At 60.2% G+C, this 21854-nt stretch carries 23 protein-coding genes; 11 read left to right on the top strand and 12 right to left on the bottom strand.

Going from position 1 to position 21854, the window contains the following annotated elements; genetic code table 11:
* The first annotated feature begins 89 nt into the window (after positions 1–89).
* The 3 genes from ACYJ11_RS00730 to ACYJ11_RS00720 are packed head-to-tail and all read left to right on the top strand — an operon-like array spanning position 90 to position 4011.
* On the top strand, positions 90–1943 hold the full coding sequence (locus ACYJ11_RS00730; protein WP_461646380.1) for an N-6 DNA methylase: 1854 nt from the start codon (positions 90–92) through the stop codon (positions 1941–1943).
* Positions 1943–3373, top strand: coding sequence for a restriction endonuclease subunit S domain-containing protein (locus ACYJ11_RS00725; protein WP_461646379.1), 1431 nt, complete (start codon positions 1943–1945; stop codon positions 3371–3373). Before ACYJ11_RS00730 ends, ACYJ11_RS00725 begins: the two co-directional genes overlap by 1 nt.
* 50 nt (positions 3374–3423) lie before the next feature.
* Positions 3424–4011 carry a TATA-box-binding protein gene (locus ACYJ11_RS00720; RefSeq protein WP_461646378.1) on the top strand — a complete coding sequence of 196 codons (588 nt, stop codon included), beginning with the start codon at positions 3424–3426 and terminating at the stop codon, positions 4009–4011.
* 38 nt (positions 4012–4049) lie between these two features.
* Here ACYJ11_RS00720 and ACYJ11_RS00715 read toward each other — a convergent pair whose 3' ends face one another.
* From ACYJ11_RS00715 to ACYJ11_RS00705, 3 genes are all read right to left on the bottom strand, one after another.
* On the bottom strand, positions 4050–4571 hold the full coding sequence (locus ACYJ11_RS00715; RefSeq protein WP_461646377.1) for a transcription factor: 522 nt from the start codon (positions 4569–4571) through the stop codon (positions 4050–4052).
* Positions 4572–4604: 33 nt separating this feature from the next.
* Positions 4605–5168, bottom strand: coding sequence for a TATA-box-binding protein (locus ACYJ11_RS00710; protein WP_461646376.1), 564 nt, complete (start codon positions 5166–5168; stop codon positions 4605–4607).
* Between the two features lie 78 nt (positions 5169–5246).
* Positions 5247–5786, bottom strand: a complete 540-nt coding sequence (locus ACYJ11_RS00705) for a hypothetical protein (protein WP_461646375.1) — start codon at positions 5784–5786, stop codon at positions 5247–5249.
* A 103-nt stretch (positions 5787–5889) separates the two neighbouring features.
* Here ACYJ11_RS00705 and ACYJ11_RS00700 point away from each other — a divergent pair, with 103 nt between their 5' ends.
* Positions 5890–6129 (top strand): HTH domain-containing protein, encoded by a 240-nt coding sequence (locus ACYJ11_RS00700; RefSeq protein ID WP_461646374.1) that lies wholly within the window; start codon positions 5890–5892, stop codon positions 6127–6129.
* Positions 6130–6183: 54 nt separating this feature from the next.
* Here the strand turns inward: ACYJ11_RS00700 and ACYJ11_RS00695 are convergent, their stop codons facing one another.
* A complete protein-coding gene (locus tag ACYJ11_RS00695; protein WP_461646373.1) occupies positions 6184–7407 on the bottom strand; it encodes a tyrosine-type recombinase/integrase in 1224 nt (407 codons plus the stop codon).
* Positions 7408–7740: 333 nt separating this feature from the next.
* Between ACYJ11_RS00695 and ACYJ11_RS00690 the strand changes: the two genes are divergently transcribed.
* Positions 7741–8046, top strand: a complete 306-nt coding sequence (locus tag ACYJ11_RS00690) for a DUF7562 family protein (protein ID WP_461646372.1) — start codon at positions 7741–7743, stop codon at positions 8044–8046.
* A gap of 51 nt (positions 8047–8097) precedes the next feature.
* Here ACYJ11_RS00690 and ACYJ11_RS00685 read toward each other — a convergent pair whose 3' ends face one another.
* From ACYJ11_RS00685 to ACYJ11_RS00670, 4 genes are all read right to left on the bottom strand, one after another.
* Positions 8098–9138 (bottom strand): NAD(P)-dependent alcohol dehydrogenase, encoded by a 1041-nt coding sequence (locus ACYJ11_RS00685; protein ID WP_188979258.1) that lies wholly within the window; start codon positions 9136–9138, stop codon positions 8098–8100.
* A gap of 167 nt (positions 9139–9305) precedes the next feature.
* Positions 9306–9941, bottom strand: coding sequence for a PGF-CTERM sorting domain-containing protein (locus ACYJ11_RS00680; protein WP_188979264.1), 636 nt, complete (start codon positions 9939–9941; stop codon positions 9306–9308).
* Positions 9942–9995: 54 nt separating this feature from the next.
* On the bottom strand, positions 9996–10238 hold the full coding sequence (locus tag ACYJ11_RS00675; RefSeq protein ID WP_461646371.1) for a DUF7385 family protein: 243 nt from the start codon (positions 10236–10238) through the stop codon (positions 9996–9998).
* Positions 10239–10280: 42 nt separating this feature from the next.
* On the bottom strand, positions 10281–11144 hold the full coding sequence (locus ACYJ11_RS00670) for a cytochrome c oxidase subunit 3 (RefSeq protein WP_188979268.1): 864 nt from the start codon (positions 11142–11144) through the stop codon (positions 10281–10283).
* 166 nt (positions 11145–11310) lie between these two features.
* On the opposite strand from ACYJ11_RS00670, the gene ACYJ11_RS00665 reads away from it, so the two are divergent.
* The 3 genes from ACYJ11_RS00665 (at position 11311) to ACYJ11_RS00655 (ending at position 13329) form a co-directional block, all read left to right on the top strand.
* A complete protein-coding gene (locus tag ACYJ11_RS00665; RefSeq protein ID WP_461647357.1) occupies positions 11311–12657 on the top strand; it encodes a hypothetical protein in 1347 nt (448 codons plus the stop codon).
* On the top strand, positions 12654–12965 hold the full coding sequence (locus tag ACYJ11_RS00660) for a C2H2-type zinc finger protein (RefSeq protein ID WP_461646370.1): 312 nt from the start codon (positions 12654–12656) through the stop codon (positions 12963–12965). Before ACYJ11_RS00665 ends, ACYJ11_RS00660 begins: the two co-directional genes overlap by 4 nt.
* 79 nt (positions 12966–13044) lie before the next feature.
* Positions 13045–13329 carry a DNA-directed RNA polymerase subunit L gene (locus ACYJ11_RS00655; protein ID WP_137684216.1) on the top strand — a complete coding sequence of 95 codons (285 nt, stop codon included), beginning with the start codon at positions 13045–13047 and terminating at the stop codon, positions 13327–13329.
* Positions 13330–13331: 2 nt separating this feature from the next.
* Here the strand turns inward: ACYJ11_RS00655 and ACYJ11_RS00650 are convergent, their stop codons facing one another.
* The 3 genes from ACYJ11_RS00650 to hisF form a co-directional block, all read right to left on the bottom strand.
* On the bottom strand, positions 13332–14180 hold the full coding sequence (locus ACYJ11_RS00650; protein ID WP_188979270.1) for a toprim domain-containing protein: 849 nt from the start codon (positions 14178–14180) through the stop codon (positions 13332–13334).
* A gap of 381 nt (positions 14181–14561) precedes the next feature.
* Complete coding sequence (locus tag ACYJ11_RS00645) at positions 14562–15308, bottom strand: hypothetical protein (protein ID WP_461646369.1); 747 nt, start codon at positions 15306–15308, stop codon at positions 14562–14564.
* 460 nt (positions 15309–15768) lie between these two features.
* The gene (gene hisF, locus ACYJ11_RS00640) at positions 15769–16584 is read right to left on the bottom strand and encodes an imidazole glycerol phosphate synthase subunit HisF (protein ID WP_461646368.1); all 816 of its coding nucleotides are present in this window, start codon (positions 16582–16584) and stop codon (positions 15769–15771) included.
* Between the two features lie 117 nt (positions 16585–16701).
* Here hisF and ACYJ11_RS00635 point away from each other — a divergent pair, with 117 nt between their 5' ends.
* The 3 genes from ACYJ11_RS00635 to ACYJ11_RS00625 all read left to right on the top strand — a co-directional run bounded on the left by ACYJ11_RS00635 (position 16702) and on the right by ACYJ11_RS00625 (position 19419).
* Positions 16702–16893 (top strand): DUF7550 family protein, encoded by a 192-nt coding sequence (locus ACYJ11_RS00635; protein ID WP_004591771.1) that lies wholly within the window; start codon positions 16702–16704, stop codon positions 16891–16893.
* A gap of 93 nt (positions 16894–16986) precedes the next feature.
* Positions 16987–18198 (top strand): FIST signal transduction protein, encoded by a 1212-nt coding sequence (locus tag ACYJ11_RS00630; protein ID WP_461646367.1) that lies wholly within the window; start codon positions 16987–16989, stop codon positions 18196–18198.
* A gap of 3 nt (positions 18199–18201) precedes the next feature.
* Positions 18202–19419 (top strand): sensor histidine kinase, encoded by a 1218-nt coding sequence (locus ACYJ11_RS00625; protein WP_461646366.1) that lies wholly within the window; start codon positions 18202–18204, stop codon positions 19417–19419.
* On the opposite strand, the gene purL is transcribed toward ACYJ11_RS00625, so the two are convergent.
* Positions 19420–21636 carry a phosphoribosylformylglycinamidine synthase subunit PurL gene (gene purL, locus ACYJ11_RS00620; protein WP_461646365.1) on the bottom strand — a complete coding sequence of 739 codons (2217 nt, stop codon included), beginning with the start codon at positions 21634–21636 and terminating at the stop codon, positions 19420–19422.
* Positions 21637–21854: the final 218 nt, after the last annotated feature.

Here is a 21854-nt window from a genome sequence, read left to right as displayed (position 1 = left end):
ATGAGAATTCAGTCTCCTATATAAACGGACGTGTGCAAACATTCCAGCAAAGGTTTTATATGGTGGGCAAGGGAATGTTTGCACGCAACATGAGCGGACAAGCGACCCTCGACGGTGATGAAATTGAAGAGGGAAAAGTCATCGACTTCTGGACAGGTGGCGAACTGGACGAGACTGACGAAGAAAAGGTCCGGCAAGAATACGAAGAGATCCTAACCGAAGACTATGGCTATCCCGAAGACCACTGCGACATCGAAGTCTCAGTGCAGGTCGGGTCAGAAGTGAAGCGTGCCGACGGCGTCATCTACGAGAGCGCCGACCAGGAGAGCGCTCACCTCGTACTCGAAACGAAACGTCCGGACAAGTCGGACGGCGTCGCACAACTGAAGACCTACATGAAGGGTGCGGCCAGGAATCCCGGCGTCAACTGGTCACCGGAATACGGGGTGTGGACAAACGGTGACGAGACGGTGTACCTCTACCGGGAGCCGGGAACGGACAACTTCACAGAGATCACGAACATCCCGAGCTACGGCGAGAGTCTGAGCGACGTCGGCCAACTGAACAAAAAGTCCGACCTGGAGCCGGCAACCAACCTCGACGCTGTCTTCCGTCAGTCGATCAACTACATCTACGGCAACCAGGGCGTCCAACGGACGGTTGCGTTCAACGAGCTGCTCAAACTCATCTTCGTGAAGATGTACGACGAGCAGCTACCGGACGCCGAGTGTAAGTTCGGCGTTCCCGAGGTCGAAGTCGAGTCAGCCCGGAGTAGCAAGGCTGTCCGGTCGCAAATCGAACCTCTGTTCGAGGAGGTCAAGGCCAAGTACGACGACGTCTTCGACGAGAACGAGAGCATCAACCTGAACGACGACACGCTCACCTACGTCGTCGGGAAGCTGGAGGACTACGACCTGCTGAACACGGACATCGACGTGAAAGGGTCGGCCTTCGAGAACGTCGTCGGTGCGAATCTGAAGGGTGACCGCGGAGAGTTCTTCACCCCCCGCGAGGTCGTCCGGATGACGGTCCGGATGCTGGACATCGAGCCTGTCGAAAAGGTTTGTGACCCAGCATGCGGGTCCGGTGGGTTCCTCATCGAGGGGAATAAGCAGGTCCGCCGAAAGATAGACGACGCCCATGGCGAACGGCTCGGGCCGGCTGAACTGGAGCGGATGAAGTCGGAGGCCGTCGACGAGTTCTACGGCATCGACTTCAATCCCGAACTCGCTCGGGCGGCGAAAATGAACATGGTGATGAACCAGGGCAACCACTGGAACGTCGTCTCCGAGAACAGCCTGCTCCCGCCCGAAGAGTGGAGTAGTGAGACCCGGCAGCGCTTCGGCATTGACCCCAACGCTGACGACCCACTCGGCGTGTTCGAGGTCGTCATCACGAACCCACCCTTCGGGGCCGACATCCCCATCGAACGCTCCGACATCCTTCGCCAGTTCGACCTCGGGCACAAGTGGCGCAAGGAGGACGGCGAGTGGAAGAAGCAGAACGAACTGAAGGCCCGCGAGGCTCCCGAGGTGCTGTTCATCGAGCGGTGTCTCGACCTCCTGGAGGAGGGCGGGCGCATGGGTATCGTCATCCCGGACGGTATCCTCGGGAACCCCGAGGCGCATGGGTACGTGCGCAAGTTCATCGAACAGAACGCGAAGGTGCTCGCGGTCGTCGACCTTCCCGTCGAGACTTTCCTCCCACAGGTCGGGGCGCGCACCAGCGTCCTCTTCCTGGAGAAGCACACCGGCGGGGTCGACGAGGACTACGAGATCTTCATGGCCGTCGCCGAGAAGACTGGGTCCGACCGACGCGGTAACACCATCTACCGCACGGACGATGAGGGCAACTATGTTGTTGAAGACGGCGAGCGCGTCGTCGCCAACGACCTGCCCGACATCGTCGAAGAGTACGAACAGTTCCTGGAGGGTGAGTTCTGATGGAGGCATTCTCGCTCGGTTCCGACAGCATCGAGGACCGCCTCGACGCGACACACTACCTTCCCACCAACAGGCGGGTGGTGAAGGCCGTCGAGGAGTCAGGGATGGAGGTTTGTGACCTTGGGGACCTGTCCAGCCGGGTATTTTATCCGGGACGGTTCTCGCGCAACTACGTCGCCAAAGACCTGCCGTACATCGAGTACGACAACTCGAAGCCAGGCCAGCCGTTCGTCACGCCCTCTGAAGCCAAAAAGAATCCCGAGATTCGACGGGTGCACCGACTCTCCGCAAGCCAAGAGGTGCCCGAGTATGTTCTCGAAGACGAGGACTGGATTCTCGTCACCCGGTCCGGGACCGTCGGTGTGACAGTACGGACGAACGAACTAAAGGGCGTCATCGGGAGCGAGGACTTCATCCGCGTCGTTGCCGATGAGGACGACACCGGACACTACCTTTACGCGTTCCTGAACAGCGAGTATGGTCGCCCTCAGTTGAAGATGGGTGCACACGGCTCCGTCATCGAACACCTTCGTCCCGAGAGCATCGAACAGGTCCGCGTACCCCTTCCCGAAGAGGAGTCTCTAGCGTCCATCGCCCAGCAGGTCGGCGAAGCGATGGAGGACCGGAGATCGGCCGATTCTTCGATGCGGGCCGCTCTCTCGGTCTTCAGTCGCCACTTCGACATAGACGGCGAGCGGAACGAGACGTCGTCCGAACGGGCGAGTTTCGTCGTCGAGTCGACGGACATCGAGGACCGTCTCGACGCCAACTACTATCTCCCGCAAAACCGGCGCATCGTGGCGGCCATCAACGACTCCGACTACGAGACCACCACTGTCGGCCACGAGGCGGACCAAGTGTTCTACCCACCGAGGTTCCGTCGCAACTACGTGGCGAAAGACGTCCCGTTCCTCTCTCGCCACAAACAGGAAGGGGGCGTCCCGTACCTGAAACCATCTGAGGCAAAGAAGGTCCCCGAGGCCCGCCGGCTGAACTACCTCTCGGAGTCGACGAGCAAGTTGGATCGGTATCTGCTGAAGGACGCCGACTGGTTCGTCGTGACGCGGTCGGGTACGGTCGGAACAACCCTTCGGGTGGGCGAGGACTACGAAGGCTTCGCCGCCAGCGAGCACTTGATTCGGGTCGCCCCGAGCGAGGAGCGCATGGGGAAGTACCTCTACGCGTTCATGCTTCACCACCTGGGCAAGTCCCAACTGAAGATGGGCACCCACGGCTCAGTGGTGAAGGAGATCACCCCCGACCATGTCGAGGAGGTGGTCGTTCCGGTGTTACCCGGAGCGGAGTTCGACGAGGTGGTCGAGAACATCGACGACGCCCTCGAACATCGGCGGAACGCTAACGAGAAAATCAGTGACGCTATCAGCCGCCTCGAAGACGCGTTACCAGACACCAACGAAATTCAGCCGTAAACGCGGACTGACTACCTATCCAGTCCCGGGCTGTTGGTCACATCCGTTCGGTGGCTACTTCAAGCGACACTGACTACGTATTTGCACATGTGTCGTTTGAGGTAACGAATATCGTGGGGACGCTAACGTTCGACCAAGAGCTTGACCTCGCCGCTTTAGAACAAGGTCTCGGGGAGTTTGATAAAATATCTGGGATTAAATACAAGCCCTCCGACAATCACTGGCTACAGACCCGGTTCGGTGACGACGAGACATATGTCGCCTTCTATCGGACCGGTAAGTGCGCTATTGCGGGTCCCAATTCCTTAGATGAGTTTCAACGCACCGCCGAGATGGTGGTTGATGTGATGGAGTCTCTGTTAGATAGGGAGATTGAAGCCACATCTAAAATAGAGAATATCGTGGCTACGGATACGTTAGGAAACAGCGTGAACTTGGAAACTCTCGCTATCGCTCTGGGTCTGGAACGGACTGAATACGAACCCGAACAGTTTCCGGGTTTGATTTACAGGGGAAATAATTACACGATGTTGGTGTTTTCGAACGGTAAATTCGTCTGTACTGGGCTAACTGATCTGGCTATGGCCGACTCGGTAATAACTGAATTTAAGAAAAAGATACGCGATGCCCTGCTGTGACTGAACCGTGGCAAGGAATCAGAGGCTAATTAGTTCGATCATAGGTTACGTGTTATTATTTCGATACCATCTCTCACGACATTCTTTTCGGTCGCTCCGCCAATAATGACCTTGCCTGTCGAAAAGACAAGAAAAGTTGCGTCTATCTCGTCGGGACGGTATACCAATCCAGGAAACTGCTCTGGTTCGTACTCAATTCGTTCCAACCCGAGCGTCACGGCCAGTGTTTCCAGATCCACTTGCTGACCGAGGTCCGATAAAAATACAGAGGTCTTGTGGTCGAACGTCGGATTGGATATTGGGACTTGTTTTTTCTTGAGATATTCCACCAATCGGTCAGCAGCCTCATGTAGGTCTTCTGGGCTAGCTGTCCCACGAATTTGGAACGTACCGGTCCGATATATCGAATTGGCCGGCCCGTTCTCTTCCAGTCGAAACGTAATCATCGCAGAGGTGATAGAACTAACAGATACATCATCTTCAGCTAACTCCTCTCGGAATTCGGATAAATCTATTTCACATCCAAGATGTCCACTACCCATAGTGCTGACTACTTCCATAATAGACGGAGTGAAGGATTTTCAGGGCACATTTTACTTTCCTCCTCGCTTCTGTAGGAGTTCGTCAATACGGCTGGTGATTTCATCATATGCTTCTTCAGCATCGGATAACGACGTTGCCCCGGTAACGATCAGTTTGCCAGTGCGGAAAATCATCACAGTGCAATCGACGTTGTTTGGCTTATATAACAGCCCGGCAAATTGCTCGGGTTCGTATTCGGTCTGCTCCACCCCGAGACCGACCGCCAAAGTAGCCAGTTCAAGCTCTCTGCCTACGTCACCACTGCAAACAAAGTTCTGAATTTTGAACCAATCAATAGTTAAGTCGGTATCCATCACATCGGATAGTCTTCTCACTGCCGCCTCTTTCACATCGTATAATTCATCAACGGTCTTGGCACCTACAACGATGAATTTTCCAGTCCGATATACCGTAGTTAGTGGTCCGTCCTCCCCGCGAAATCGCAGATACATCCCCGGATAGATTTCAGGCTCATACTCCGCTTGCTCTCCGAACTCCTCGGCGAGAGACATTAGATCGAACTCGGCAATAAATTGCCCAGATCCAACGATGTTCTCAATTGCTACATTCGGCATCTATACCTAACCGAGCAGTTGCAAGTTAAAAATCCCAAGCACTCCATCTGCTACTGTCAGTACCAATACCGAGGTCGTTTAATCACCTGTGACGGTACCGCCTAACGAGACCGAATTGTCTCCATCGCTCCAGAAATCCCTCGTCAGTCTCTTCAGTGCCAACCCGTCGAAGTCTTCCGAAAGGAAATTACGAGTCTGTGCCCGCATGATTTCGCGTCGTAAGGCATCAAGTCGAGCGCGATAGTAGTCCTCGTTCTCCAGTTCATCGCCCAACCATGTCGGTCCCTCAACACCGAATTCGTCTACGTACTCTCTCATCGCAAGTTGGTAGAGCCTTGGCACTACCCCTGTCGCTGCACCAGCATCCATCGAGGCGGAAGCCAAGTAGGCGACGGCCTCAGGTAATGTCGCAAGCTCTATAGGAGCGTTAGCGGGCGCGGTGCGAAGTCGCTTCATACGGGCAGTTATGATGTGACTCATAAGGTCATCGCTGTCAGCGAATCCCCAGTCGACGTTTCTTTGGTGGGTGATTATTGGATCAGCATACACTCGGTGCAGGCGTACTTGTTGGAGTTCGGCGAACCGTTCTGTTTCTTCATTCTGGTTGTCGTGTGGCATATTCATTCGCTACTGGTGAAGTAGCGTTACCTATTGCTACGAGACAACTGGGTATAAATCTACCCCTATTTTCTTGTGGCAACAGGCATAACCGGCAATAACGATGGAGAGAGAAAGAGACGAACAAGGTAGATATACTGGTCAGATTGCCCCCCAGGACGTCTTGAACATTTTACGCGAAAGCGACACACCCGTGATGACCGCAAAGCAAGTTGCCGACAAACTCGGGTGCACACGCGAGGCTGCCAGGCAGAAACTGGAGTCGCTTTATCAGGAGGAAAGAGTAGAGAAAATGAAAGTCGGGGCCAGAGCAGTCGTTTGGTGGCGAAACACGAACGAATAACTCCGGTTGAATTTGGATACGACCAATACTCAGATCAAAATCTGAATTACGAAGCTACTCAATACGCGCTAAAAGCGCTGATTTTACTTCTGGATCGTCAAGCAGTTCATCAAGTACATCCAGCTTGCCTCTCGTCTCGGCATTTCTGGGATCTGTTTCAGCGTAGGAGTGCTTTACATCAGTATCAATCTCAGTTTCCAATTGAGCGGCATTCTCACCCTTGAGCGCGTAACCGCAGCGCATACAATACGCCGCATCAGGCTCGTTGAGTTCCTGACAACGTTCACACTCGCGGATCTGTGGTTCGTCGCCATCTTCCTCGGGAACGTACAGGCCGTGCATTTCGTCGTAAGCATTGTCGATGTCACGCCCGGAGAGGTGAACGTACCGGGCAGGCACGTCAGACCCTTGCACCCATCCGAACCACGCGCACAGTTGCGCCTCTTTCAGATGGTTCGCAAGATACGACGCCCGCGAGTGGCGGTAGTGGTGTGGGTTCGACGGCTTATCGATACCCGCCTCTTTCATTGTCTTCCGTAGGATCTTGTCACGGATGTAGCGGTAGCCGAGTTGGTCGTCCGGGCTGCCCTGCTGAATCTTACACCACAGGGGGACGTCCTTCGTCGGGTTCGGGTGGTCGTTGAGCCATTTGTTGAGGTGGGGGACGGATTCGACCAGCGGGAGGCGACGCGCTCCGGTTTTCCCTTCGATTACCACCTTCTTGCCGTGCTTTCTATCCTCGATGTCGCCCACCGTGAGATCGATGAGTTCGCCGATGCGAGCGCCGGTTTCGTAGAGCAACCAGATGAGTGCCCGGTCCCGTGGATTCTTCGCAGCCTCTACCTGCGCTTCGATGTCTTCCTTCGACAGTAGGTCCTTCGGGAGTTTGTCGTTGCCCGTGGAGTTGTTGAGTTTGATCCACGCGACAGTCTCAGGTGCGTCTCCGTCGGCGTCGGGGTCCAGCCATTTCCAGAAACTCCGGATGACGTTCTTGTACGTATCTATGGTCTCGTCGCTATCGTACTCGTTGTGGACCCATGCGACGAGGTCCTTCACGGCCCCCTTGTCCATCTCGTCAAGTTGCTGCCCCCCAAGGTGCTCGGTAATGATTTTCAACCGGGTGACGTTCTTCAGGAGCGTGGCCTTGCTCAGGCCGTCAAGAACTTTGTCGCGTTGATAGTCCCGGATTAGTTCCTTGTTCCGAGCACAGATGACCTCGGACTGCTGGATGTTTTCCAGCGTCTCGTTAAGCCGCTTCTCGTAGTTCTCCGTAGGCATGAATTACCTACGTGCCGCACTAGCATAACTGTTTGTAACCCTTGTTCCGTAAGCCCTCCACCGGCTTCTTCTTTCCAGCATCGTTCTGACAGGTCTTTCTCATACTGAGATTCTACCAGCAGCCGTCGGTCCTGCGTCGATGGCCTAGCGGTCCCTCACAGGATGGATAAAAATGACCCTCACCAGCGAGGCGATATGGCGACGACCTTCTGGATAGAATTTCCGTCTGCAAACGATGATCACACAGGACAGACTGCCGGCGTGTACTGCTGTGTGCCCGGGAGAGCGGTCTAACGGACACACGTACGGGCAGTCAGACGGGGTGTGGTTCTGATGGATTTCAGAAACGCCTGGCACCGCGACGGCGATGAAGAGGTCTGCTGCATCGCATGTGGAGACACAGTTGCCCGGTCTGACGCCAGAGAATACGACAAGTACGGCGACCGCTGGGACCGTGACGACAAATCCTTCGAGTACTTGTGCAAGCCCTGCTATCGGGAGTACTGTCACTTCGACCGCACCGGGCTGGAAGATCGGCTCGAAGCGGCCGGTGCCGGGTCCGTGAACCGAGACGTGTTCCTCAGACGCTATCACGACTTGGCCGACGAAGCGGAGCAAACCCGCGCTGACGGTCACTGAGCCGGAAGAGGAGTGTTCTGTCCGGCGATACGACACCGCACCACAGGCGGTTCAGGGCGTAATAACCGCTCGGCCCTCGATTTCCCGGTCTTCCAGCATCTGTGCGACGGTGTTCACCTCGCCGAGGTCGTACTGGGTCGTGTGGAGGTCGACCGCACCGCGCTCGACGAGCGCGACCAGTTCCTGAAGTTCGGTGTACTGACCGACGATGTTGCCCTGATAGGCGAACTCGCCGTTGACGAGCGCCTGTGCGGGCTCGTGGATGTGGCCGCCGTAGCCGATGATGTGGTGGTCGCCGCCGGCGGCACAGATATCGGGTGCGAGTGCCGTCGTCTCGTCGGCCCCGACGAAATCGAGTACCTGGGCGGCACCCACGCCGTCGCTGATGGCCTCGACCTCGCTGGCGACATCTTCCCTTTCGGGGTTGATGGTGTAGTGTGCGCCGAGGTCGTCAGCGAGATCGCGGGCGGACTGCTTGATGTCGACGGCGACGAGGTCGGCGGCACACATGGCGTCGAGACACTGGAGGCCGATGTGGCCGAGGCCGCCGATGCCGATGACCACGGCGGTGTCGCCCGGATTGAGCCCGTCGACGGCCTTCTTCGCCGCATGGTAGGCCGTGATGCCGGCGTCGGCGTGCGGGGCGATGTCTGCCGGGTCGACACCCTCCGGCAGCGGGATGACCGACCGGTCGCTGGTCAGTAACTGGTCGGCGAAGCCGCCGTCCGTCGTCAGGCCGTTGAACGCGTCGTTCTCGCAGTACATCGTCTCCCCTTGCCGGCACGGTCGGCAGGTCCCACAGGTCTGGACCGGGTGACAGATGACCTGGTCGCCCTCGGCGACGATGTCAACGTCATCGCCCGTCTCAATTACTGTCCCGGCGTTCTCGTGGCCCAGTGTCATCGGGAGGTCCTGCGGGACGTACTGCTCCCACATCCCCTCGATGATGTGGTTGTCAGTCTGGCACCAGCCGGCCCCCTCGACTTCGACGATGACATCATCTCCGGATGCGACCTGTGGCGCATCTACGTCGTCTATCGAGAGCCCGTCCGACATGTCGTGCGTGTACTCGTGGAGTCTGGCTGCGCGCATCGTCCTGTATCCGGACGAAACGACAATAAACCCGCATTATAAGATATCGGATATATTAGCGGTATCGCTCGTATCACTGTCTGGAAGAGTAATAGCCACCCGGCCAGCGTCTGTAGACGCTGACTCCAGGTACAAAGAACAGTGCGTGCGGTGACGCTTGCAGCTACTCAGTCCCGACTGGCCAGCAGTGCGGCCCCGAGCAGCGCCACGACTGCGACGGGAATCCCCATTCCGGGGCCGAAGGCTGACGACGGTGCAGGGCTGGTCGCGCGGATCGGTTCTTCGACCGGTTCGTCAGCTGCGTACTCCCAGACAGCGGTCTCGTTTTGAACGATATCAGCGTTCGAGGACGAGACGTCGGCGGGCATCGTCAGTCGGTACTCGACCGCGACACCATCGCCGAAGGCAACGTCGGTATCCTCGTTCGCAGTGACGAACGTCCGGTCTTCGTACGTGACGTTGCCCTCGCTAGCGTTGACCGACACGTCGCTTTCCGGGCCGGGGTTCCAGTCCGTGAATGTCATCGAGAGTGTGACGTTTTCCCCCTCCAACTCTTGCTCGTACGTGTGGTTCGACATCCGGCTGGTGTTCACGTCGGCTAGGAGATACCCTTCAACCGAATCATGGCCCTCCTGCTGGGCCTGACTCTGAAGGCCGTCGTACACCGACGGAGACATTTCGAGTGTCAGGTCGTACTCCGAAACTGTGCCGTCGGCGGCCACTGTTGAGTCAACTGTCGCCGTCACACAGCCGGAGAGGATGACGAGGGCAGCGAGACCGATCGCAGGGACAATCCGATTCATACCTCACCGAATCGGGTCAGGTGGGATAAGCCTTGTTACCGGGGCCGATACGGCTCAATGTGTCAGGACCAGTAGCTGGTCATCAGTCCGAACCAGACAGAAGGGCGACCCGGGATCTCCGAAGGTGTTCGTCCGCTTTTCGCTGATAAAGAGCGTCTCGAACTCGTTGTCACAGGCCGGACAGGCGAACCCCTTGCGGTTCGACAGCGTCATCGTCCCGCGGTCGTCTTTCAGCAGCTTGAGCCCGTGTCGGTACTCGTGTACGTCGAAGCTCCCGCTGACGTCTAGCTGGTCCATGCGTGTGAAACGAGCGGCGGCTGTCTAAAACTCGTCGGCGACCTACACCAGGTTCGCGCCCATGTAGAGCACGACGACAAGGAAGATCCAGACGATGTCGACGAAGTGCCAGTACATCGACGCCGTCGAGACGGAGGTATGCCGTTCAGCCGAGTACTGACCGTAGTACGCGCGGGTGAAGACGATACCCAGAAGGACGGCCCCCATCGTGACGTGGAGCCCGTGGAGTCCCGTCAGGCCGTAGAACGCGGAGCTGTAGATGCCGCCACCGACTGTGAAGCCCTCGTGGACGATGAACTCGTAGTACTCGTACACCTGCCCGCCGATGAAGACGATTCCCAGCAGCAGCGTCGTGCCCAGCAGTTTCACGAACCGGCTCCGGTTCCCGTTCCGGAGCGCGATGTGACTATAGTGTAGCGTCACCGAGCTAACGACCAGAATCAGCGTGTTGATGATCACCAGCGAGCCGAACACCTCGGGCACTGCCGCCTGTGTCCAGACCTCGCCGCCACGCACGATGAAGTAGTAGACGAAGCCAGCGCCGAAGGTGGCGATTTCGCTCCCGAGGAACAGGAGCATCGCGAACTTCAGCGTCTTATCCGAGTGGTAGTCCGTCCCGCGCTCCCAGAAGTCCGAAACGAAGGCGTGGTACAGCCAGCCGTAGATGCCGACGAGGAAGAGGCCGACGCTCCCGGCCATTGCTCCCGCCCCGACCGTCTGGCTGACAAGTGCGTTCTCGCCGATCGAGAGCACGAGCAGGGCCGCGCTGACGTAGATGCCCGAACCACCGATCGCCGTCACAAAGGGCCACCAGCTGGCCTCGCCGAACCCGTGGGGCCAGTCCTCCGTCGCCGGGAGGTGGTGTTCCCCGTGCCCGTCGTCCGCGTGTTCATCGGAGACACTCATACTAGGGCCCTTGCGAACGGAATACTAAAAGCCCATCCAATTCCCTGCGGACTGTGCCGCCGCCAGCCCGGTCCGACGGATAACTCGCCGGCATCCCGGAAGCTACACGAGGGCGAAGACCCAACTGCCGACGATGACATTTGGGAGGCGTCGTACGGTCGCGCTGGTGGTGTGTGGGCTGGGCTGGCTGGCGGCGACAGGGACGGCAAGCGCACACGGCGGCAGTCTCGCCGGTGGCGGCCGCGAGTCGCTGACGATACCGACGTGGCTGTTCCTGAGTACCGGCGGTGCGGCCGTCGGCGCGTCGTTCCTGCTGGCGTCGTTCGTCACCGACCGCACATTCGTCGAGCGCATCCACGACTGGGGGCGGCCGCTATCAGGCGACTACGAGCGCGTTCTGAAGTTCGCCGGCCAACTCGTCGGGCTCGCCGGACTCGCCGCGGTGTTCGTTGTCGGCTTCCTCGGACCGACGAACGCTCGGACGAACCTCGCGATACTGCTCGTCTGGGTCGGCTGGTGGGCCGGGCTGGCGATGACGACGTACCTCGTGGGGAACAGCTGGGCAACGCTCAATCCGTTCAAGACCCTCGCCCAACTCTTACCGACGCTTGACCGTCCGTACCCAGACCGCGTCGGGTCGTGGCCCGCCGTCGGCGGCCTGCTCGTGCTGGTGTGGCTGGAAGTCGTCAGCCCGCTCGCCGACCAGCCGCGCCTGCTCGCGTCGGTCGTCGCCGGATACACCGTGCTGACACTCGCGGGCGCGCTCGTGTTCAGTCCCGATGACTGGTTTGCTCACGCTGACCCGGTTGAACGGGTGTTCCGATACTACGGCCGCTTTGCGCCCATCGGCCGCGACGAGAACGGGCTCCGACTTCGGCTCCCCGGCATGGACCTCTCGACGCCGCGGCTGGTCGACGGTCCTGACGAGGTGGCGTTCGTGGTCGCATTGCTGTGGGTTACGACCTACGACGGGCTGGTCACGACGCCGGCCTGGCGCGACCTGACGACGCCGATCGTCGACGCCGGCGTCCCGCCGCATCTCCTGTATCCGGTCGCGCTCGCCGTCGGGTTCGCCGGCTTCCTCGGTGTGTATCGACTCGCGGTCCGGCTCTCTCGGGATATGTCGGAGACGTACCTGGCCCCGGCGGTGCTCGCACAGCGGTTCGCGCCGCCGCTCGTCGCTATCGCCGTCGGCTACCACTTCGCGCACTACCTCGGGTACTTCCTCGTACTCGCACCCTCGCTGGCCGTCGCGCTCACGTCGCCGTTCGCGGACCCGGCAGTAGTGCCGACCATCGAACTACCGGAGTGGTTCGGTGCGATCGCACTCGCGTCGGTCATCATTGGCCACCTGGTTGCCATCTGGGTGGCCCACGCCGCCGCGTACGATCTGTTTCCCGCGCGTCTGCAGGCGATTCGGTCGCAGTACCCCTTCATCGCGGTTATGGTGTTCTACACGATGACGAGCCTCTGGGTCGTCTCCCAGCCGGAGGTGGCACTTCCGCATCTATGACTGACACAGCAACCCAACCAGTAGCCGATACGGCAGCGACAGATACCGACGAGGAAGCAGTCTACGATGTCCCGGCCGACGCCACGGCATACCGGTGTTCGTATTGCGGCCGGCCGTTCGCCCGCGAATCATGGCTCGCGCTCCACCGTGGCCTGGTCCACCCCAGCGAACTCGACGACGAGGAGGTCGAGGCCTTCCGGGCAGCCCACGACGAGGAGGAAGAGTCGCTTTCGACCTTCCGACTCCAGGCACTGGGCGCGCTCGTACTCATCTACTTCGGCTTCCTGATGGTGTACGCGCTCGTGTAGTTCCCGGGTTTCACGGCGTCACCGACACAGCGGACAGGAAGCGAAGCGTTGATGGGTCGCAGGTGACCAAAGAGTTGGTATGGACCTTCGCGTTATCGACAAATCCGACACGGAACTCTCTATCGAAATCGCCGGTGAGGACCACACGTTCATGAACGTCATCAAGGGGGCACTGCTGGAGACAGATGGCGTCACGGCGGCGACCTACGACGTGAACCCGGAACAGTCGGGTGGCCAAACGGACCCGGTCCTGACTATCAAGACCGAGGAGGGCGTCGACGCGCTTGAGGCACTCGAAGACGGGACCGACGCCGTCATCGAGAAGGCGGACAGTTTCACCGACGCGTTCGAAGCCGCCGCGTAATCCTAGCAGAGGACGTACGTGACGAACACCCGTTCGTCCGGGCCGACGTGGATATCGATACCGATCAGTCCGGCGTCCGACTTCTGAATCCTGTTGCCCCGCTCGATGTAACTGTCGACGAGCGCGGTCGCCAGCGCCGTCTCGTTCTGGAACTGGCCGAGTGACTGTGGCGTTCGGTCGTAAGCCACCTCGTAGCTGACCACGACTGGGCGGTCACAGGGGAGCGGGAACCGAGACACCCCCTCTCGCGTGGGTCGCTCCGCGTTGTCGTATCGCACATCGACGCGGCCCTTGTTGTAGTAGGCCGCGGCGTCGTCTATGGTCGCGTTCCGCGAGACCGTTCCGCCGCCGACGCCCGACCGCCGGACGTTATACACGTCGACGTATGTGTCCTCAACCTCGGCGAGCGAGAGCGAGTTGACGGTGTCGCCGCTCCCGGCAGGGGACGCGATCGACGGTGGGCCGGTGGGGGTTTCGGCAGCAAAGCCTGGCAGCGTGATACCGCCTACAGCAGCGAGCACGATGAGGCCGAGCAGCAGTGCCACGGCGGCGTAGCCGATTACGTACTTCGTTTCGAGCACGTCCAGCCAGCCGGTCTTTATTTCGTCCAGCGGGTCGTCTTCCGGCGGCCCCGTCCGTCGCTCGAAGTTGCTTCCGCCACAGCGTTTGCACGGTGGAGAGTTCTTCTGGTGCTGGCGACCGCAGTCCAGACAGACCCACCTAGGTCCGCCCTCGACGACTTCTTCGTTGACCTGCGTCACGGCCTCCTCGAAGGAGCCGTGCCCGCAGTTGTCACACGGCGGGTCGTTCTCCTCGTGGGGTTTGCCACACCATTCACACCGCCATTTCATTGTTGAGTCTCCGTGTTGGGCGGATAAAACCTGCCCGATGCCCGGACACAGTGCTGCGGTTCTCCGGCGGTGTTCCTCCACGGTCGCTCGGTCATCGGCTGACTCATCGGGGCCGTTCGACTCCGGTGACACCTGCTGCCAGAGGCTGGGCTGGGTGTGACTGCTGACAGCGGGAACCGATATCGCACGCCGAGACGCGGGGAAGATCGAGGCAACCGAGGCGACAGAAGAACTGCGTCATACAGATATAATGACAGGTGTGGGTATTTAATATTGCTACCCTAAGTCGGTGATGGCGTTACAGTCGGATGGAATCTGTAGGGCCGCCCAAACCGTAGTCCAGCGGTCACCTCTAGCCCCTAAATGTGTACCACAGTCGCTTCAGCACAAGAACTGAGCGAGATATATCTCACCGTTGACTGCGTGGACGTCGACGCCAGTCGCCCCCCGGCTATAGCTCGAGAACTCCTCGGTGTTCTCAACGAATGCAGTCACCAGCGCGGCGGCCAGAACTGATTCGTTCCGGTAGGGATCTGGGTGCTTGGCCGCCAGTTCGTCAGTGGTGAACGCAAAGTCAGCGCGGTAATACTTAACCGTGCAGGCGTCACCCATTATCCCCTCGCGTTGACGCTCGGTCGTGCCGCTCCCATCACCGTAGTCCTGCTTCACCTCGTGTTTGTTGTGGAACGTGGCCAGTTCGGTGAGTTGATGGCTCCGGTCGAGCTGGTCGTAGCCACTCGCGGCCCGGCGGTCGTTGAGCTGGTCGAGGTACAGCCGCTCGACGGTGTCGATATCCAGCCCGTTCACCGTAGCGCCATTTCCGGGAACGTCTTCCACCCTTGGATTGCCATCAGCGGTCCCTGGGAGATTAATAACACCGGCAGTTGCTAGGAGAACTGTCACGAGAAACAGCCCGGCAAGGAGGTAGCCGACGACGTATTTTGCCTCCAGCACGTCGAGCCAGCCCGTCGACCCAACGTCCTCAAACTCATCGGCGTGCTGGGTGTCTTTCCGGAGAGTAGCGTTCCCACAGCGGCTACACGGCGGCGAGTGTTTCTGGTGGCGTCGGCCACACTCTGTACAGACCCACTCGGGCGTCCGCTGGGCACCAGTACTCTCAGGCCCCATCGGAACGACCGCCCGCTCAAATCTTCCGTGGCCGCAGTTGTCACACGGTGGGTCGTTCTCCGCGTGAGGTTTCTCGCACCATTCACACCTCCATTTCATTACCGACGCTATGCAGTGATAATATAAAGAATAATCGGTGCGAACTCAACGTGTTCGAGGTACCCCGGTCGCCGAATATTCAGGCCGATGACCCATGTCACGTCGGCTTCGATATCGGCGTGGCACCAAGTGAGCGACAGGTGGCCCACTGTCACCGCCGCTTCCGACCAGCAAAAGAGTCACACAACGACCATGCCAAGCAACAGTGGGCTGTGGAGCAAAGTACCGAAATAAAATATCGCGAGAAACATCCCAACAGGGACCAATTCAACGGGGCCAATGTGTCGGTAGGTGGACTGCTTCGTGCAGCGGCGTTCGATGTAGCAAATCTAAAACTATAGAGTCCTAAGACTGTCACCAGCTACAATCGGACCGGAATCCCCTTGCTGTCGAGGTATTCCTTGGTCTCGGCGATGGAGTACTCACCGAAGTGGAAGATAGAGGCGGCGAGGCCGGCGTCCGCGCCGGCATCGACGAACACTTCCTCCATGTCCGCCGGGCCGCCACAGCCCGAGGAGGCGATAACCGGTGTCGAGACGGTGTCACAGACGGCTTTCATCAGCGGGATGTCGTATCCGTCCTTGGTTCCATCGGCGTCGATGGAGTTGACGAACAGTTCACCGGCACCGCGCTCTTCTGCTTCGGTGGCCCACTCGACGACGTCCAGCCCGGTACCCTCGCGCCCTCCCTTGACCGTGCATTCGAACCAGCAGGACTCGCCGTCGACCTCGGTGTAGTACTCGCCGTCCTCGTCGAAGCGCCGGCGAGCGTCGACGGAGATGACGATACACTGGCTCCCGAACGCCGCCGCTCCCTCGTTGATGAGGTCGGGTTCGGCGATAGCGCCGGAGTTGATCGACACCTTGTCCGCGCCGGCCCGCAACGTCTCTTTGATGTCATCACGGGTGCGGATGCCGCCGCCGACGGTCAGCGGGATGAACACCTCGTCGGCCACGGCCGAAACTGTATCGAGCATCGTCTCGCGCCCCTCGGCGGAGGCGGTGATGTCCAGAAAGACGAACTCGTCGGCCCCGGACTCGTTGTATGCCTTAGCCATCTCTACCGGGTCGCCGGTGTACTCTAGATCCTCGAAGTTGACTCCCGTGTACACCGCCGCGTCCCCGTTCTCGTCCACATCGACATCGATACAGGGGATGATCCGTTTCGTGAGCGTCATTCGATACCTGTGAGTTCGACACAACGCCGTTTGACCGTTTCGACTGGTGCAAGTGTCTGGCCGAGTACGCAGTGACAATCCGACAGCTACACGTACGACGCTCCAGAACCACCGGCTATGGCAGACGACCACCACGAGGAGGATCGGCCGGATTACGACCCCGAACACGTCGAACTGCCCGCGCGAGAACCGCCGCTTCGGTCGACGGCCCCACAGAGTCCGTTCACCATGTCTCAGGTCGGGACAGGGCTCGGCGTCCTGCTGGTCGGACTAGTGCTTACGTTCGGTATCGCACTGGCGCTGGCCTGAGCAGGTTGGTATGACCACGTCGCCCTCCAGAGATATCATTTTTGATACTTCTGGGGAGAGTATATAGGTTTCCACGCGAATAACGGTTGTATAATGTCTCCCCATTCAGACGCGAGTACAGCGGTCGCAACGGGAACGTCAGTGGCGACCGCTGGTACGCGCGCTGGCCGGGAGGCGACGAGCGCCGCTCGTGACCGACTGGACGCCGATCGGGTGGACTTCTGTCAAGTGTTTGCTAGCTCGGGGTTCGATGCTGAAGCCGTTCTGGCGGGCGTGAATGCGCTCGTCGACGGCGAGACAGCCGTTGTCGGCTGCACGGCTGGCGGAACGTTCACTGAGGGGCGAGCGATGGATGCCGGCGTGGCCGTCACGCTCGTTACCAGTGATTCGTTCCGGTTCGATACAGCCCTTGCCGCCGGTCTCAGCGAGAACACCCGCGGGGCTGTCAGAGATGCTGTCCGAGCGCTTCCCGAAGATATCGAGGAACCCTACCAGTCAGCGATCGTCCTCCACGACGGGCTGTCGGGCGTCGGTGAACAATTGTCGTTGTCGGTTCAGCGACGGCTTGGCCCCTATGTCGAATTCGCAGGTGGGGCAGCCTCTGACGGTCTCCGAATGGAGTCGACACCAGTGTTTTGCGATGAGTCGGTTGTCGACGACGCAGTCGTTATCGTGCTGGTCTCCGGCGAAAAGCGTCCGATCATTACCGTCAACCACGGTCACAACCCCATCTCAGAGCCGTGGGAGGTAACCGACGTGTCCGGAAACGTGGTTCACGAACTCGACGGAGAACCAGCGTTTGCGGTATGGAAAGACGCTGTTCGAGACCACGCTATGGAGACATCAGGGATAGCTGTCGACGATATCTCAGTCGGGTCAGCGGAACTCAGGAAGCTCATGGTCACGTACCTGTTCGGTATCGACCAGGGTGAAACCTACAAGATCCGCTGGCCCCGGACCGCGATTGAGGAGACTGGCGCACTGCAGTTCGCCGTCGATATTCCGGAGGGGACTGTCCTTCGTATAATGCATGGCAACAGAGCGGACCAGATCGCGTCCGCCGAGCAGGCTGCTGCCGACGCTGTCTCGCTGTGTGACGGGAACATCGCTGGCGCGTTCGTCTATGACTGTGCGTGTCGTCAGCTTCTCTTCGACGACGCGTTTTCAGCGGCTGTCGATGGTATCATATCGACCCTGTCGGCCCCAGTTGCTGGGTTTGAGACGTACGGGGAGCTGTGTATGCAGGCTGGACAACTCAGTGGCTTTCACAATACGACAACAGTGCTTTTCGCACTGCCGGAATAACAGATGAATCGAACAGGACTCGTTTCAAAGTTCGCAGAAACGGTCGGCATCGAGAAGGCGTCGGCTATCGTCGACGACGCGATGGGTGACCTTGGTATCAGTGACGAAACGGAGATAGACGACACGGATGCACAGGACATCTGTGATATAATCCAGCACAACAACGAGGGATACGTCGCACTCGTCGCGAGTGAACTCCGCGTACAGCTGGCGGCACAGGAACGCTTTGACGCGCTCCTGGGGAACATCCCGAACCCGGCTGTCGTCGTCGAGTTTGAGCAGCGAGAACCATACGTCAAGTCGATCAACGAAGCGTTCGCGGACTCGTTCGGCTACGACCGGGCGGCTGCAGTCGGATCGGAGCTTCGGACACTCCTCGCGCCGCCCGGAGCCGACTCCGAAGTCATCAGGACAGACTGGTGGGAACAGACTGGCCAGTCGGAGCAAGAGGTCAGACGGATGACCGCATCAGGCGAGGTCCGGACCTACCTGTTCCGGAGTACGATTGTCTCTCGTGATAGCAGTCAACTGGAAGGGTACGGGATATACACCGACATCACTGAACGGAAGCGCCGCGAACAACAGCTGAAACACCAGAACGAGCGCCTTGACGAGTTTGTCAGTATCGTCAGCCACGACCTGCGGAACCCGTTGAACGTCGCATCCGGCCGCACCCACCTCCTGCTCGATGACATCGAGGACCCGGCTGTTCAGGAGGGGCTACAGGAGGTCGCTGCGGCACACGAGCGGATGGCACGGATTCTCGATGACACGCTGACGCTCGCTCGTCAGGGGCGAGTCGTCGGCGAAACCGCGAGCGTCTCCATCGAAGCCGTCGCAGCCGACGCGTGGCAACAGGTCGAAACCGAGGACGCAACGCTTACCATCGAAACCGACGCGACCATCGAAGCGGACTCCGAGCGCCTCCAGCAGCTATTCGAGAATCTTTACCGGAACGCCATTGAGCACGCCGGCGCGGCATGCACTGTCGTTGTGTCCGCATCCGGGGCACACGAGCAGAACGGGTTCTTCATCGCCGACGACGGCCCCGGTATTTCACCAGACGACCGTGAGTTGGTGTTCGAACACGGCTACTCGACCAACTCGGACGGGACAGGGTTCGGCCTGTCAATCGTTCAGAGCATCGCTGAAGCACACGGCTGGTCAGTCGCAGTCTCAGAAAGCGAAATGGGCGGTGCGCGGTTCGATATCCGCTGGTAATCAGGCCAGTTCGTCCTCGATGACTGACCGCAGGTCGGCGATGTCCGCAGCGTCGTACGCCAGCGTCTCGTCGTTGACGGTGATATCGAGGTGGTTCGAGCCGTTTGCTTCGCCCAGTTCCGTCACCGGGGCGACGCCGTCGAAGGCCTCGCGGACGGCCGCCGGGTCGGTTGTCTCGAACACCACGCGGCCGGGTCGTTCGTTGAACAGGAGGCGCTTCCGTGTCCCGCGGTCGACCGTGTCGAGCTCGACGGATGCGCCGGCGTCCTCGTGGACCATCTCGGCCAGCGTCACCGCGAGGCCGCCGTGGCTCACGTCGTGGCTCGCCAGCACGTGGTCGGCGTCGGCGACCTCGGCAATCGTCTCGATGGCCGCCGTCGACTCCGCCGGGAGGGCGGGGAAGCGGTCAGTGCCGCCGAACTGCGCGGTGTACTCGGACCCGCCGAGTCGCGGATCGGTCTCACCTTCCAGTGCGGTGTCGCCGACGACGACGAGCGTTCCCTCGCCGGACAGCGACAGCGACGGGGCGTCGTAGCCTTCCTTGACTCCGACCAGCGCGAGCGTCGGCGTCGGCGGAATCGGGCCGTCCTGGGAATCGTTGTACAGCGAGACGTTCCCGCCGACGACCGGCACGTCGAGGTCGCTGCACATGTCCGCCAGGCCGTCGACGATGCCTTTGAAACCGCCATACACGTCGGGCTTCTCGGGGTTGCCGCCGTTCAGGCAGTCCACGGCTGCGTGGGGTGTCGCGCCCTTTGCAGCGACGTTCGTGGCGTTTTCCAGCGCGACGGCGCGTGCGCCCTCGTACGGCGCGGCGTCAGTCCAGTTGGGGTCTGCGCCCGCCGAGAAGGCGAGCCCGGTCCCGGCCTCACGGATGGCGAGCAGGGCGGCGTCGTCGCCGGGCAGGACGCTCGTGCGGACCTGCACCTCGTGGTCGTACTGGCGGTACACCCACCGTTTGGAGGCGCAGTTCGGGCTGGCGACGATCTGCTCGAACGCCTCGTCCAGCGACACGGTCGGCAGGTCCCGTTCCTGCTTCGGTGGTGCGTTGCTCGGTAGGTCGTTCATCGGCGCACCGTCGCCGAGGAACGCCGCGTCCACGTCGACGACCGTCTCGGCGTCTCGCGAGCGCTGCCCGCTCGACTCGTCCGTGGCAGTTGCCTCGCTGCCATCGAACGTACAGACGTAGTTCGTCCCGGGTTCGGTGAGTTCGCCGATGACCGAACAGCCCAGATCGAACCGCTCGGCGAGCTCGGCCACGCGGTCGACGTTCTCCGGCGCGACCTCGTAGACCATCCGCTCCTGGCTCTCGGCCAGCAGAATCTCCATCGCGTTCATGTTCGGCTCGCGCTGGTGGACGCGGTCGAGTTCGATGCGCGCGCCGAGGCCGCCCTTGGCGACCAGTTCGGACGACGCGCCGCCGAGGCCGGCGGCCCCCAAGTCGCGGGCCGACTCGACGAGGTCCTCGTCCAGCAGCGCCTCGTTGCACTCGACGAGCAGCTTCTCGGAGTACGGGTCGCCGACCTGCACGGCCGGCCGGTCCTCCGTTTCGGCGTCCTCCGCGAGGTCCTCGCTGGCGAAGGACGCGCCGCCGAGACCGTCCCGGCCCGTCGCGTTACCGACGAGGACGAGCTTGTTGCCCGGCTCCTGCGCCTCGGCGGTGATGGTCCGCTCGGGCTCCAGCAGGCCGATGCAGGAGACGTTGACGAGCGGATTGCCCTCGTAGTCGTCGTGGAAAGCGACGCTCCCGGTGACAGTCGGGACGCCGATGCAGTTCCCGTAGTGGGAGATACCTTCGACGACGCCCTCGAAGAGATAGCGGGAGTGCTCCCGGTCGAAGTCGCCGAAGTACAGGCAGTCGGCCAGCGCGATGGGGTATGCCCCCATCGACAGCGTATCTCGGACGATGCCGCCAACGCCCGTCGCCGCGCCGTCGAACGGGTCGACGTAGGACGGGTGGTTGTGTGACTCGACGCCCATCGTGATGTACATCTCCTCGCCGTCGCCGTGGGACGGAAGGGAGACGACTGCTGCGTCATCGCCGGGGCCGATGACGACCTGATCGCCTTCGGAGTCGAACGCCGACAGCAGGGGGCGAGAGGAGCGATACGCGCAGTGTTCGCTCCAGAGGTTCTCGAAGAGAGCGGCCTCCGCCCGTGTCGGCTCCCGACCGATCTCCTCGACCACGAGTTCGTGGTCCGCGTCAGACAGGCTCATTACCTCGTCGTGGCCGCCCACAAGATAAGTCCCTTTCCATGCACCCGCGCTGGCAGGACGCGAACGTGCCCAGCGTCAGCAGCATACGAACCGCGTCTGTCGCGGCAAGCACCTGTACAGCGACTCGATACACTCCTTCGGCTAGGACTCATTTCTGAATACAGCGGATCACTGATATCGGCTGTGGGTTTTCCAAGAGCCACAATATGAGTTATTGA

The sequence above is a fragment of the Haloarcula sp. H-GB5 genome (assembly GCF_054850705.1).
Note: the sequence above shows the minus strand (reverse complement) of the source record. Positions and strands in the feature narration are given on the sequence as shown.